The 16,063-nt window shown below is 62.3% G+C and carries 4 protein-coding genes; all 4 read left to right on the plus strand.

Annotated features, from left to right (window positions below; translation table 11 throughout):
• The coding region (locus CKW17_RS28895) for a type II secretion system F family protein (RefSeq protein ID WP_176470069.1) at positions 1 to 581 on the plus strand (581 nt) is incomplete at its 5' end.
• 472 nt (positions 582 to 1,053) lie between these two features.
• Entirely contained in the window at positions 1,054 to 2,157 is a 1,104-nt protein-coding gene (locus CKW17_RS28900) for a substrate-binding domain-containing protein (protein ID WP_034155650.1), read from the plus strand.
• A gap of 94 nt (positions 2,158 to 2,251) precedes the next feature.
• Positions 2,252 to 3,361 (plus strand): substrate-binding domain-containing protein, encoded by a 1,110-nt coding sequence (locus tag CKW17_RS28905; RefSeq protein ID WP_095123315.1) that lies wholly within the window; start codon positions 2,252 to 2,254, stop codon positions 3,359 to 3,361.
• A gap of 194 nt (positions 3,362 to 3,555) precedes the next feature.
• Positions 3,556 to 16,032, plus strand: coding sequence for a filamentous haemagglutinin family protein (locus CKW17_RS28910; RefSeq protein ID WP_095123316.1), 12,477 nt, complete (start codon positions 3,556 to 3,558; stop codon positions 16,030 to 16,032).
• The last annotated feature ends 31 nt before the right edge of the window (positions 16,033 to 16,063 follow it).

Raw genomic sequence — 16,063 nt, forward strand, 5'->3', positions numbered from 1 at the left:
CGATGCTCAATGCCAGCGATTTCATTCGTGCGTGGGGCTGGTTGTGTGCGGCGCTGATCGCCGGGGCGTTTTGGAGCTGGCGCTTGTATCTGCGCAATCCGGCGGCGCGTTTGAGTTGGCATCATCGGGTGCTGAAATTGCCGCTGTTCGGGCGTTTCATCTTGGGGCTGAACACTGCGCGTTTCGCCTCGACGTTGGCGATTCTCGGCGGCGCCGGTGTGCCATTGTTACGCGCACTGGAGGCGGCGCGGCAGACCTTGTCCAATGACCGCTTGAGTTTGAGCGTCACTGAGGCCACGGCCAAGGTGCGTGAGGGTGTGAACCTGGCGGCCGCGTTGCGCGTGGAGAATGTGTTTCCGCCGGTGCTGATTCATTTGATCGCCAGCGGTGAAAAAACCGGTTCACTGCCACCGATGCTCGAACGCGCAGCGCAAACCCTGTCACGGGATATCGAACGCCGGGCGATGGGCATGACCGCATTGCTGGAGCCGCTGATGATCGTGGTCATGGGCGGGGTGGTGCTGGTGATTGTGATGGCGGTGTTGTTGCCGATCATTGAGATCAATCAACTGGTCCAGTAGTGGTGTTTCTGATGTTTTGGTGGTGTTTGGGCCGGCCCCTTCGCGAGCAGGCTCGCTCCCACAGGGGGAACGCATTTCAAATGTGGGAGCGAGCCTGCTCGCGAAGGGGCCAGCGAGGGCAACAAATAATCCAATCTTTTTTCCAGCACTTCAGCATCACCCGACCCTCAAATGAACCATCCTCGGGTTCTCCTTTCTGTCATCTGCAACCACGCGCCAACGCCTCCAGCCCGATTCCGCCAAACCCCCGATCCAGACGCTGCACGACACCCGACAAACACCCGAGAAAATCCCTTCAGAAACACCGCTCACCTCCCGAGGTTTTTTCCTTTATCTGTCACCGGAAACTGCGAATTTCTCAGTGCGACTTAACCAAGGCCAACGCTAGCGAGGGCCCCGGTGAGTCCTCCCAGTGTCATGCAAGTCACCCGAAAACCTGTGTTCCCAAACCTAGTTGAAAAGGAGATTCTTCATGTTCAAGCGCACTCTGATCGCAGCCTCACTGACCGTCGCCGCTCTGGCATCCGCCCAGGCCATGGCCGTAACCGGTGGTGGCGCTTCACTGCCTGCCGCTCTGTACAAAGGTTCTGCCAACAGCATCCTGCCTGCCAACTTCAGCTACGCCGTAACCGGTAGCGGCATCGGCAAAAGTGCTTTCCTGACCAACACCGCCGCACAGTTCAGCACCACTGGCACTGTGCATTTCGCCGGTAGCGACTCGATCCTCAGCGCTTCGGAAATCAGCACCTACAACACCAACTTCGGCGCTTCGTTTGGTCCGCTGATCCAACTGCCATCTGTCGCCACTTCGGTTGCCATCCCTTACAAAAAGGCCGGCAACACCACCCTTAACCTGACCAGCGCGCAACTGTGTGATGCCTTGTCGGGCACCAAGACTACCTGGGGCGCGCTGTTGGGTACCTCCGACACTACCGCGATCCGCGTTGTTTATCGCACCGCTTCGAGCGGCACCACCGAAATCCTCAGCCGTCACCTGAACTCGATCTGCCCGACCAAGTTCGCGGTCAACACCACCTTCACCAACGCACGTCTGCCAGCAGGTTCCGCTGTGCCGTCGAACTGGGTAGGCGTGGCCAATACCGCTGACGTAGCTCCAGCAGTCAACGCGGTTGACGGTTCCATCGGTTATGTCGGTCCGGACGGTGTCAACGCTGCGAGCAACGCTGTTGTTGCGCGTATCAATGGCGTTCAGCCAACCAGCGCCAACGTCAACACGGCTCTGGCTTCGGCTCCACTGCCAACCAACGCGGCCAACCCGGCGCAGTGGTCCCCTGTGGTTGCCAACCCGTCCAGCGGTTATGCAATGGCTGCTTACACCAACTTCATCTTCGGCCAGTGCTACAAGGACGCAGCCGTGGCTGCTGATGTCAAAGCGTTCCTGACCCAGCACTACAGCACTCCGGGCAACGCCGTGGCCACTGCCGCTCACGGTTTCATTCCGGTTCCAACCAACTGGAAAACCGCTGTAACCGCCAACTTCGTCACCAACTCCACCGGCAACAACCTGGACATCAACAACGCCAGCGTCTGCAACGCTGTGGGTCGTCCTTTGTAAGCATCACTTTGTAAGCCGCAACAGGAATGGCAGTCCCTTGGGGGCTGCCATTTTTTTTAGACAAAAATCCGAGATTTCGCACAAGGAGCTCATCATGTTCAAACGGACCTGCAAAGTTGCAAGTTTGGCTGTTGTCGCGCTGCTGTCCAGTCAGGTCATGGCGGTGACCGGTGGTGGCGCCTCGCTTCCTGCTGCGCTGTACAAAGGTTCCGCCAACAGCATCCTGCCTGCCAACTTCAGCTACGCCGTGACCGGTAGCGGCATCGGCAAAAGCGCTTTCCTGAGCAATAACGCTGCGCAATTTGGCACCACCGGCGCTGTGCATTTTGCGGGTAGCGACTCGATTCTCACGCCTTCTGAAATCAGCTACTACAACTCCTCCTTCGGCGCTGCTTATGGCCCGCTGATCCAGGTGCCATCTGTAGCCACCGCGGTGGTCATCCCTTACAAGAAAGCGGGTGTCACGGCGCTTAACCTGAGCAGCGCTCAACTGTGTGATGTGTTTTCGGGTAATAAATCGACGTGGGGCTCATTACTGGGCACATCCGACGCTACGCCAATCCGCGTGATCTACCGGCGGACTTCAAGTGGCACGACGGAAATGATGAGTCGGCATTTGAACGCCATTTGTCCTTCGGCGTTTTTGGTGAGCACGAACTTTGCGCAGGCGCGCCTGCCATCCGGGGCTCAATTACCCATCAATTGGATAGGAGTCGACGTAGATAGCGACGTCTTGCCGACGGTGAGCTATTTCGATGGATCGATCGGTTACATGGGACCGGATGGTGTGGATGCGAAAAACAATGCGCTAGTGGCGCGCATTAACGGTATCCAGGCAACGACTGCCAATGTGGTTCTGGCGTTGTCGTCAGCGTTTGTGCCGACCAACTCTGCCAGCGGTAATCCACAGCAATGGGTGCCTGTCGTCGCCAATCCTGCTTCCGGTTATCCAATCTCGGGTTATAGCAATTTGATTTTTAGCCAGTGTTACCTCGATGGCGGTGTGGCTGCGAATATTCGAGCATTCCTGACCACCCACTACAGTTTGCCGGGCAATGCACTGGCGACTGTGGCCCATGGGTTCGCGCCAATCCCCTCCATCTGGAAAAGAGCAGTCACCGCCAACTTCATTACCAACACCACCGGCAACAACCTGGACATCAACAACCCGAATGTTTGCACCGGCATAGGTCGTCCGTTGTAGGTCGTTGTTTCCTTCGAGCCTCTCGGCAGCCTGATCCAAAGGCTGCCAGTTCCGCTACACCGCGCAGTTACACCTCAATCATGAAGTTTGTGTGACATCCGTTCGGTCGCGCCCCTCGCCAACTGCCTATGTCGTAACAGCAGGTTTTAGCTGGCCTGCAGCTTTGTGTGGCAATCAAAAAGGATCTCGTAGTGATGCTCGCTCGCCCATCCCGTCGCAGTACCCGTGCCCCGATGCTCAAGCGTGAGGTCGCCGATCCGGCGCTGTGGCTGCTCAAGCCACTGGCGCACGCGGTGGCGTTGTGTCTGGTGGCGGGCAGTGCGCAGGCGCAAACGGCGTTCAGTTCCAGCTGGTTTTCCGCCAAGGGCGCCGCACAACAAGCGGCGGCAGCGCGGCCGAGTGTTGGCGGGTTGCCGGGGATGACGCCACCATTGGCCCAGCAGCAACGAGCCAATCAGCAATTGCAGCGCTCGTTGCAGACGCTCAACAACACCGTGGCGGCAATTGCCGCACAGCAGGCGGCTCAGGCGGCCGGGCGTGCGGTGGCGTTGGGCAGTGTGCAAAACGTGCCGGATGGATTGGGCGAGGGCGGCTTGAAGGTCGATAACAGCCTCAGCCAGGGTTGGCTGAACGCCAAGGGGCCGCAGCAGACTCTGGCTGACGGCAAGACCACGGTGAAGATCGAGCAGACCGCCGACAAGGCGATTCTCAACTGGGAAACCTTCAACGTCGGCCGCGACACCACGGTCGAATTCGCTCAGCAATCCAACTGGGCAGTCCTCAACCGGGTCAACGACCCAAGCGCGCGTGCGAGCCAGATCCAGGGGCAGATCAAGGGCGACGGCACGGTGATGCTGATCAACCGCAACGGCATCGTGTTCAGCGGCAGCAGCCAGGTCAATGTACGCAATCTGGTAGCCGCCGCAGCCAACATCACCGATATCCAGTTCCGCGACCGGGGCCTGTACTTCGACAGCACCGCCACCCAGCCGACCTTCACTGACGCAGCTGGCAAGGTGCTGGTGGAGCGTGGCGCCAGTATCCAGACCCATGCGCCCAAGGCGTCGACGGACGCTGGGGGCTACGCCTTGCTGTTGGGCAACGAGGTGCAGAACGATGGCAACATCGGCACCCCCAAAGGCCAGACGCTGCTCGGTGCAGGCGATCGCTTTTACATCCGTAAGGGTTCAGGTACCGATGGCAACGCCGTGTCCACGACCTTCGGCAACGAAGTCACGCCGGGCTTCAAGACCGGCGCCGTGGCCGGCAAGGTCAGCAACAATGGCTTGATCCAGGCCGCCACCGGCGACATCACGCTGACCGGCCATGAGGTGCTGCAAAACGGTGTGTTGCTGGCGAGCACGTCAGTGGCCACGCGCGGCACTGTGCACTTGCTCAACCCGGTGACTGACAACGCTGGCAGCGTCACGCTCGCTCAGGGCAGCGTCACCGCGATCATGCTCGATAGCAGCAATCTCACCGCGCTCGACAGTCAGCGTGACGCATCGCTACAGGCCGTCAGTGCCAACAACCGCATCCGTGGTGATCAGTCGCGCATCGACATCGGCAGTGGCGGCAGCGTCGAGTTTCAGAACGGTTCGATCACCCTCGCCACCGGTGGCCAGGTCGCTGTATCGGCGGGGCGTCGCAGCCTGGTGCGCGACGGCGCGTTGATTGATGTGTCCGGCGCTGTCGGGGTGAAGGTGGCGATGGAAGCCAATAACATCAAGATCAACGTGCAGGGCAACGAGCAACGCGATGCGCCGGTCAACCGCGAGGGCGGCGCGCTCAACAGCAACGACATCTGGGTCGATGTGCGTGAGTTGGTGTACGTGCCGGCCGGCACCAACGGTTACGCTACAGACCGTTGGTACACGGCCGGAGGTCTGCTGGAAGTCGGTGGCTATCTCGGCACTCAGGGCCACGGCATCGGTGAATGGATGGCGCAGGGCGGTTCGGTGAATTTTGCCGGCAACGATGTGGTCACCGAGAAAGGTTCGCTGATCAACTTGTCGGGCGGCACCCTCGACGTGCAGAGCGGCGAGATCCGGCAGAGCTGGTTGCGAGGCGCCGACGGGCATTTATATGAAGTCTCACGGGCGCCGGGGGATCTGCTTTATACCGGGTTGTACAAAGGCTATGAAGACAGCAGCGAGCGCTGGGGCCAGACGCAGTTTTTCTACAACCCGCTGATTGCACCGGGCTCGCGTCAGGAATCGGGCTACACCGTCGGCCGCGATGCCGGTCAATTGGTGATTGCCACCCGCAACGCGCTGGTCGATGGCCAGATTCTCGGCGAAGTGTTCCAGGGCGAGCGCCAGACACAAGCACCCCGCGCGGTGCTTGATGGCTATGAGCAGAGTCAGATTGCACGGGCTCGCCGGGCGCAATTGATCGTGGGTCAATACGATCCGGCCTGGTCGGCGACCGCCGGTGGCCTGCAGTACCTGCTCGATCCGCGACTGGACCAGGTGCAGATCGGCGGCACTCACGCAGCGGCGCTCATAGCGCCCGGCCTGACGGATGCCGTGGCGCAGGAGCGGGTCGGCAAGTTGTTTCTCGACAGCGATATGCTCAACGGCTTTCAGCTCGGTGCGTTGAAGGTCTCTGCCGCGAAAACCATTGTTGTCGATCAGGCGCTGGCCGTTGATTCCGGTGGTGACATCACCTTGTTCGGCCCACAAGTGCAGGTCAATGCGAACCTGACTGCGCGTGGCGGCAGTTTGAATGTGGGGGATATCCTGACCGGCAATTCCGCGTTGCCGGCACCGGCCGGGACGGCTGTCGGTGTCACGGTGGCCAAAGGCGTGCAGCTCGATGCCCGCGGACTGTGGAGCAATCTGCGTACCGATCCGGACGACGTGAACAGTCTGGCCTACCTCAATGGCGGCGTGGTGTCTGTGCGCAGTACCGGCAGCGTCAACCTGGGCAGTGGCAGTCTGCTTGACGTGTCGTCCGGTGGGGCGCTGTTGGCCAATGGCAAGACGCGCGGCGGCAAGGGCGGCGACATTACGCTGGAGTCGAGTCCGCTGACCCGTTCGGCGTCGTCACAATTGATGCTTGATGGCGACGTGCGTGGCTACGGTATCACCGGCGGCGGCAGTCTGACGATTCAGTCCGGCAACGTTTTGATCGGTGGAACCGGCGCCGCACACGGCGACAATACGCTGCAACTGGCATCGAGTCTGTTCAGCAGCGGTTTTGCCAGTTACAGCGTCACCGGCCTGACCGGACTGAAAGTCGCTGATGGTGCGCAGATCGATGTGGTGATGCCGGTCTACCGTTTCGGCGATGCGGCGCCGAACCAGTCCAGCGGCGCCGATCCGCGCACCGCCCTCGAATTGTGGACCCCCACGCTGTTTCAGGAGAACCCGGCCAAAGGCGTTCTGACCCAGCGTGGCGGCGCCAGTCTGGCTCTCCAGGCCGGCTCCAGTGAGTTAGCGCTGATTGACCCGGCGAGCAGTCCGCTGTCCATCGGCCACGGTGCACGTATCAGCGTCGACCCGGGGCAGCGCATCAAACTGCGCGGTGCCGGACAGATTACGGTCGACGGGCAATTGAACGCCTGGGGCGGCACTCTCGATATTCGTCAGCAACAGTTTGGCTCGCTGGACGCGGCGACCATGCCACAGAACGCCGACCCGCAGGCCCACAACCGTTCTATCTGGATCGGCGAAGACGCGGTGCTGGATGTTGCCGGTCGCGCCTACACTGCCGTGGATGCGTTGGGTCGGGTTTACGGCCAGATCGGCAAAGGCGGCAGCATTATTCTCGGCGGCGAGATTGATTCGAAGAAAATCACCGCGACGTCGGCCGATGCTTACGTGATTGTGCGCGACGGTGCACGCCTGGACGCCTCCGGTACGCACGCGGTTCTGGATGTCGCCGGGGGCGGACCGACCGACGTCGCCACCGATGGCGGGCGCATTGCCTTGAGTTCTTACAATGGCGTGTTCCTCGACGGTCAGTTGCAGGCTGCAGCGGGTGGCGTCGGCGCGTCGGGTGGACGTCTGGAGATTGTTCAGGACGCGCCGCTCTACCAGATGAATCTGGCGAGCAACGAAGTGCGTGCGCCCCGCGAAATGATCATCAGCCAAGGCTCGGATGGCTCGCTGCTGCCGGCGCATCTGCAGGCCGGCGAAGGCGCGGCGCAGTTGCGTTACGGTCAGACCCGCTTGAGCGCGGAGCGTTTGATGTCGGGTGGTTTCGATCACCTGAGCCTGTTGAGTAACGGCTTGCTCACATTCGCCGGCGACGTCGACCTGCGCATGAATCAAAGCCTGAATCTGTACACTGGCTCGATCTCGCTGGCGCAGGCCGCCAGCGACTCGACGCGGATCAATCTGGCCGCGCCATACATGCGCTTGTCGGGGCTGGGTCTCTACGTGCCTTCGGATGTCAGCATGCGTCCACGGGTGCTGGCCAACGCGACCACTCAGCTGTCGAACGCCCGCTTCACCGCCACCGCTGACCTGCTTGATCTGAGCAACACCTTGTCGTTCGGCACCGAAGGGACGATCGCGCAGCTCGACGCGCCGGCCGCTGCCGTCAGCCGTCGTGGCTTCGACCAGGTCACCCTCGACAGTCGTGGCGACATGCGTTTTCTCGCGCCGAACGATAACGAACGCAGCTCGCGTTTGTGGACACCCGGTGATCTCGACTTGCGCGCTGCGCAGATTTATCCGGCCACGGGTGTTTCGGCCGATGTCCGTGTCGGTTATCAGGGCTATACGGCCGTCCCGGAACTTGCGCGCACCTTGCGTATCAGCAGCCATGGCGAGGCACCGCAGGCCTTGCCGTATTCCGCGTTCGGCAACTTGCTGCTGGTTGCCGGCAAGATCGAGCAGGGCGGCGTCATCCGCGCCCCGTTGGGGTTGATCAGATTGGGCGAGAACTCGCTGGGCAAAACCCAGGAGCTGCGCCTGTTGCCCGGCAGTGTCACGTCGGTCAGCGGCGCTGGCCTGGTCATGCCGTATGGCGGTACCACCGACGGTATCGACTATCGCTACGACGGCAAATCCGTGGTGTTGCACGGGATCGCCAGTGCTCTGGATGGCGTGGTCCTTACCGGGCAGTACGTCGATGTGCAGGGCGGCGCGTTGATTGACTTGTCAGGCGGCGGCGATCTGCGTGGCGCCGGTTTTGTCTCCGGGCGCGGCGGCTCCACCGATGCCCGATTCAATCCGTTGGTGCGCAACGCTGCCGATGGCACATTCAGTTTGCCGGGCCTGAGCAGTAACCCGGTGTACGCCATTGTGCCAGGCAACCAGAGTGCCTTTGCACCGGCACTCGCCGAGGCCGGCGCAAGCGATCCGCGCATTGGCCAGCAAATTACCGTCGGCGCCGGTGTTCCTGGCCTGGCCGCCGGCACCTACACCTTGCTGCCTTCAACCTTTGCCTTGTTGCCCGGCGCGTTCCGGGTCGAGGTCAACGGCCAGGCGACGCCGGGCATGACCAGCGGCGCGTTGAAAATGCGCAATGGTTCGTGGTCCAGTGCCGGGCTGATGTCGATTGCCAACAGCGGTGTGCGCGACAGTCTGCCGAGCCAGGTGATCCTGACGTCGGCCGATGTTCTGCGTCGCTATTCGCAGTACAACGAAACCAGCTTCACCCAGTTCATCGAAAGCGATGCGGCCCGTCGAGGTGTGCCACGTGCGTTGGCGCCAATGGATGCGAAATCGCTCAACGTGCAATTGGTGGCCGGTGGCACGCACGATATCGACATGAACTTTCAGGGCCAGGCCCTGTTTGCCCCGAGCAAAGGCGGCGTGGCCGGGAGCGCTGTTGTGTTGGCCCAGGACCTGGAGGTGCTCGGTGAAGGCCGCTCGCGCACGCCGGGGTTTACCGGGATTTCGCTGTACGCCGGCAGCCTTGACCGGCTCGAAGCCGGACGGCTGAGCCTTGGCGCCACGCCGACGGTGGAATACGGCTCGGCGGGTAACTTCATTCGCTTTGAGGGTTCGGCTGCCAACATCACTCTGCGTGAAGGCGCAGTGTTATCGGCACCGGAAGTGCTGTTGCGCACTGACAAAGTCGACGGTGGCATCACGCTGGAAGCGGGGGCCGGTATCAACACCCTCGGCCGCGGTGATGCGCCTTACGACTCGACCGACGGCTTCATTTATCAGCCGGGTTCCGCCAGTCTGTTGGTCGTGTCCAACGGTTGGACCAGCACGCTCGCACCGACGGTCGCCACCTATTCGGAAGGCCCGGGCAGCATCCGCATCGGTACGTGCGCTGCGCAGCCATGCGCTCAGCCAACGTTGCTCTATTCCAATGGCAGCATTACCGCTGCCACCGATAACCAGTTCGAACTGAACGAATCCGTGCGCTTCGGCACCCGTCACCTGGCGCTGGCCGTCGGCGCGGTCAATGCCGGTAGCGCCGAGGCGCTGGCCGCGGCAGGTCGCGTACCCAGTGGCCTGACCTTGAACCAGAACGTGCTCGATCGCCTGCTGCGCGGCGATACGCAGTTCGGTGCTCCGGCACTGGAAACCCTGAGTCTGACCACTCGCGACGCGTTCAACTTCTTCGGTAACGTCAGCCTCGATACGCTTGACCCGCAGACCGGCGTCAGTCGCTTGCAGAACCTTTTATTGGCCACGCCCGCCGTCTATGGCTGGGGCGAGGCTGGCGATGTGGCGACCATTCGCACCGCCAACCTGATCTGGAACGGTGCAACCCAGGCGCCGGGCGCGGTGGCCAGTGGTGGCGCCGGGACTGGAAGCGGCACACTGGACATTCAGGCGCAACGCATCGAGTTCGGTTATGGCCCGAACCCGCAACCCAACGGCCTGGATCAGAACAACCGATTGGCGTTGGGTTTCGCCAACGTCAACCTCAACGCCAGCGAGCGCATCACCGCCAACCACAAGGGCAGTCTTGCGGTGTATCTGGCGCAAGGGGCTTACGACCCGATTTCCGGCTACGTCTACAGTGGCGGCAACCTCAATCTGCGCACGCCGTTGCTCACTGGTGAAGCGGCCTCGGTCAACCTGCTCAAGGCGGGCGACGACCTGACGGTGAGTGGCGTTGCGAATGCTGCGGTGGCCGATGCCTTGGGTGCGGAGTTGACGCTTGAAGGGCGCAATGTGCTGCTCGACGGTCGCATTGCACTGGCCAGCGGCAAACTGGTGGTCAAGTCCGAGAACGATCTGACCCTGACCAACGCCGCGTACCTGGACCTGGCCGGGCGTACCTTGCCCTTCAATGACGTCAGCAAATACAGCTGGGGCGGCGATGTGGCGCTGTACAGCAGCCACGGCAATATCCGCCAGGCAGCCGGTTCACGTATCGATCTGTCGGCGCACAACAACCAGGCCGGCAATCTCAGTGCGGTGGCGCTGGCAGCGGATGCCGGGGTGGTCGATCTGCAAGGCGAGATCCTCGGTGCCAGCAGCGGTTACTACGATGCCGGTGGCACGCAGGTGCCGTACAAGGCCGGTGGCGTGGACATTCGCGCACAACGGCTGGGCGACGATTTGAACCAGGACTTCGCTGCGCTGAACCAGCGCTTGAACGCCGGGCAGGTGTTCGGCAGCCGCAGCTTCCAGCTCAAGCAGGGCAGCCTGGTGCTCGGCGACGGGCTCAAGGCCGGTGAAGTCAATGTCTCGGTGGACAACGGCAGTCTGACCGTGGCCGGCCTGATCGACGCCAGTGGTGAGCGGGTCGGCAGCATTCGTCTGTCCGCCAATAACGGTCTGACTCTGACTGGCAATGCCGTGCTCGATGCCCATGGTCGCGTGCTGCGTGTCGACAGCTACGGCAAGATCATCGATGCCCCCAACCGCGCCATGGTCGAACTCGATTCCGGCAATGGTTTGCTGACGCTGGCGTCAGGCGCACGGATCGATTTGCGCCACGGCACCGACGCGCCGCTTGGCAGCGCAGCCGGTCACAACGATGGTCTGCCGCGCGGTGCGCTGGAGCTCAATGCACCGCGTATCGGCGCCGACGACATCGCCATCGAAGCCAGCGGTGTGCTGAACATTCAGGGCGCGCGTTCCATCGGCCTGAACGCCATGCGCCGCTACACCGATGCAGCCGACGGCACCGATGCCGCCGTCAGCGGGCGCCCGTATCAGGTGATCGATCAGGCTTATCTGGACGGTATCCATGGCGACAGCACGGCGTTCATCGATGCGGCGCTGGGCAACGGCGATTTGCTGCAACGCAAACTGGCCGGATTGAATAACGCGGCTTATAGCGATGCGTTCCATCTACGCCCAGGCGTCGAGCTCGCCAGCAAAACCGCCGACGGCGATCTGGTGGTGCAGGGCGATCTGGACCTGTCCGCTTACCGTTACGCCAGTCTGAATCCGCACACGCAAAAAACCGCTGTTTATGGTTCGGGCGAATCCGGCAGCCTGCTGATCCGCGCCGGCGGCAATCTGGATATTTACGGCAGCATCAACGACGGCTTCGCGCCGCCGCCGGAAACCGTTGACGACGCCGGGTGGAAACTGGTGCCGGGCATCCAGCCCTTTGGTGGTGACCTGATCGTTCCGGGCGCCGGGGTAACGCTGGCAGAAGGCACCTCGTTCCCGGTCGGCACGACGCTCAATTACGACTTGCCGATACAGGGCGCGACGCTGGCCAGCGGCACGCTGCTGCCAACCCAGGGCATCCTCGCCGGGCCTTACACACTGACGGGCGGCACAGTCCTGGCCGGTGCGGTGTATGACGCCGCCGGCAACCTGCTGTACGCCGCCGGTACCTTGCTCAGCGACAACGTGACCTTGCCGGCGGGCAGCCGCCTCGGTGCCGGGACGCGGTTGAACGTGGCCACCGCCATGCAGGCGATGCTCTGGCCCAAGGGCGTGCCATTGCCTGGCACGTTTGCCGACAACAAAATCGTTGGCGTGAAATTAAGCGGTGCATTGGCGTTGTTGCGCGGCTCGCTGATTCCGTCGATGACCGACGTGGTGCTGGCCGACGGCACAGCGTTCATCGATTTGCGTCCGTTGAACGGCACGCAGCAGGGACGCAACTGGGCCCTGGCGAGCATGCTGCCGTCGGGCAGCACCTCGTGGTCGATGCGCGTAGTGGCGGGGGCGGATCTTGATGCTGCCGACAGTCGCACCGTGAAACCGCTCACCAGCGAAGGTCACTTGCGACTGGCGGATACGCATTACGGCATGGTCGTCACCACGAAAACCCTCGACACCACCTGGGCGGTCGACAATGCGTTGGGGTACCCGGCCGGGGAGGTGGTGAAGGAAGATGAAATGTTCTGGTGCGACGCGATCCCGGGTGTCTGTGTCGCGCCCGCCAAGTTCCTCTGGACGGACGGCAATCCGATGGGCGCACCGGCCGGGTCGCCGGTCAGCGAAGACGATCTGTTCTGGTGTGATATTGACCCTGCTTATTGCGCCGCCAACGTAGGCGGTACCACGGTCTCCACTCATTCGCAGATGTTCAGCGTTTTGCGAACCGGCGCCGCCGATCTGGACGTGATGGCCGCTGGCAATCTGAGCATGGAATCACCTTTCGGGGTGTACACCGCGGGTACCCCATCCAGCGATGTTGACGCGCGTTACAACCAGCCGCGCGGTCGTTTATCGGACGATGGTTCGGTGCTGGGCAGCGCGGGCAGTGATAACGAAAAATGGGTAGATGGTGGTAGCGACAGTCTGTATCAGGCCTGGTATCCGCAACTGGGTGGTAACCTCACGATTGGCGCCGGCGGTTCTGTTTCCGGCGATGTCGTCGGGCGACGTGCGACCAGTATCGCGATGGAAACCCCAGAGCAGGTGCCAAGCGTTGCCGTTGGCAACTGGCTGTGGCGTCAGGGTACGGGGAACGACGAAATACCGACCGCCTGGTGGATCAACTTCGGCAGCTATGCCAGTCAGCCGTTGGCGGATTCGAGCAGGAGTACCGCGCCGTATCTGGTGGGTTTTACGGGTTTCGGCACTCTTGGCGGCGGTAACATCAGCCTGCGCGCTGGCGCAGACGGTGGCATGCTTGACCCGGTCGGTGATGGCCGCAGTAATCTTTATCCGCGTGGCCAGGGCCTGATCGTCGCCGTGGGCAGCACCGGGCGAGTGGGCAGCGATGGCAGCCTGCAACTGACCGGTGGTGGCGATATCGACATGCGTCTCGGCGGTTCGCTCAACCCCTCGCTACAAGCCCGGGCGGGAGAAACCGGAACGCAAGCGCCGCGCCATGATCTGCAAGGCGCGGTGATCAACTTGCGTGGCGCAGCGCAAATCAGTGCCAGTGCCGTGGGCGGCGTCAATCTGCAGTACGGTGCGTTTTCCCTGGATCAGGATTCGCGCGAAGTCCGTGCATACGATCCATTCAAATCGACCCTGGGCAGTGCCTCCGGCGGTCTGGTACTGATGCCGGGAGATTCGGGGATGCGCCTGAGCACCCGTGGTGACCTGGTGTTGGGCGGTGCAGCAGATCCGGGGCGCGTGCGCTTGCAAAACTCCACAGCCTTTACTGACGCCAGTGGGGTGGGCCATGCAGGCGGCGGATTGACCGGTTTCTCGCTGTGGACCGATCACACTGCGATCGATCTGTTTTCGGCGGGGGGCAACCTCACACCCAGCACGCAGTTGGCCGAATCGGACAATCTGTTGGTTTCCACATCCAATACATCACCCACTGACGGTCGCTTCGTCTATCCGTCGATCCTGCGTGCCGTGGCTGCCAAAGGCTCGATTTACGCGGGATCCTCGGCCGCTTATGGCACGGGCAATGTTCCGCCGGCCGAGGGCTACTCGTTGCTGTTGGCACCGTCTAGCTCCGGTCAGCTGGAACTGCTGGCAGGCGATTCGATCTATGCCGGCGGTTATGCGATCAATCAGTCAGGCGCCAGTCCAGCGGCGATTACTTCGCCATTTGCGCCGTCCTTCAATGGGTTCGCCAGCAACAGCGCGGACAGGCCGCTCATGACCAATAACAGCGTTGACGGCGTGGCGACGCAACGCAACGCGCGCTACCCATTATTTGCGTTTGGTGCCAATAGCTATTCCGGGTTGAGTGGCGTGCAAGGGCCCGCACGGTTTTACGCGTTGACCGGAGATCTGGTCGGAGTCCGCAGTGGCGAGACGCTGACATTCTTTAGGTCCGGCGTACAGCAGCGCACCTGGTACGAAGCGGCAGGGCCTGTGTGGATGCTCGCCGGGCGCGACCTCGTCGCCTCGGGCACTTATCTGGGCCAGCCAACAGCCGTACCGAATGAAGTACTGAGCTACAACGGCGACGAGATCAGATCCACCGGCAACCTGTTCATTCACAACCGGCCCAACGATGTGTCGCGGGTTGCGGCCGGGCGCGACATTCTCTACAGCAGCTTCGATATCGCCGGCCCAGGTGTGCTTGACGTCAGCGCAGGGCGCAACCTCCTGATGGAGGACCGTGCCAGCATCACCAGCATCGGGCCGGTGCTGGCAGGCGATAGCCGACCGGGTGCCAGTGTGGTGCTGCAGGCCGGTGTCGGTGCGCAAGGGCTGGATTACTCACGGTTCATCGCGCGCTACCTCAACCCGCAGAACGTTGCTGATTCGCAGGTCTCTCTCAACGGCCAACCGGGCAAAGTGGTCAAGACGTACCTGGACGAACTGCAGAGCTGGCTGACCCTCGGTTACGGCTTCAAAGGCAGTGATGAGCAGGCGCAAGCGTTCTACGCCGCACTGCCGAGTGCCGAACAGGCGATCTTCGCGCGGCAGGTGTACTTCGCCGAACTGCGTGCCGGTGGCCTGGAATACAACGATGTCGACGGCCCGCGTACTGGCAGTTATCTGCGCGGTCGCAACGCCATCGCTGCGTTGTTCCCGACCACCGATGTGGCGGGCAATCCGATCCGCTACGATGGCGACATCACGCTGTACGGCGGAGCAGGGGTCAAGACTCTGTTTGGCGGCGACATCCAGATGCTCACCCCGGGCGGCGGTCAGGTGTTTGGCATCGAAGGCGCAGCGCCGCCATCGACGGCGGGGATCATCACTCAGGGGTCGGGCAATATTCAGCTCTATTCGCAGGGCAGCATTTTGCTCGGCCAGAGCCGGATCATGACCACGTTCGGCGGTTCGATTCTCGGCTGGTCGGCCGAGGGCGATATCAACGCCGGTCGTGGCTCGAAAACCACCGTGGTCTACGCCCCGCCGAAACGCGTCTACGACACCTGGGGCAACGTCACGCTGTCGCCGTCGGTGCCAAGCACCGGCGCCGGTATCGCCACGCTCAACCCGATCGCCGAAGTGGCACCGGGCGACATCGACCTGATCGCGCCACTGGGCACCATCGATGCCGGCGAGGCGGGGATTCGCGTGTCGGGCAACGTCAACATCGCCGCGCTGACGGTGGTCAACGCCGCGAACATTTCGGTGCAGGGCAAGGCGACCGGTGTGCCGGTAGTGTCGGCGGTGAATACCGGGGCGATTACTTCGGCCAGTTCGGCGGCATCGTCGGCGACGCAGGCGGCGGAAGATGTCGCCCGTCAGCAGCAAGCGGCTGCGCGGCAGAATCAGGCTTCTGTATTCACCGTGCAGGTGTTGAGTTTCGGCAACGAACAACTCGCGCCGTCCCGCGATGGCGCCAGCCGTGCGCCGGCACCGGGTTACAACCCGAACAGCCCGGTGCAGGTGTTGGGCGCCGGGGCGCTGGATGAACAGGCGAAGCAGCAGTTGACCGAGGAGGAACGTGGGCAACTGTCGTTGTAAAAGACTCTCGTGTAGTACGTTTGGGCGACCG

It is taken from the genome of Pseudomonas sp. Irchel s3f10 (assembly GCF_900187515.1).
GTDB lineage: Bacteria > Pseudomonadota > Gammaproteobacteria > Pseudomonadales > Pseudomonadaceae > Aquipseudomonas > Aquipseudomonas tensinigenes.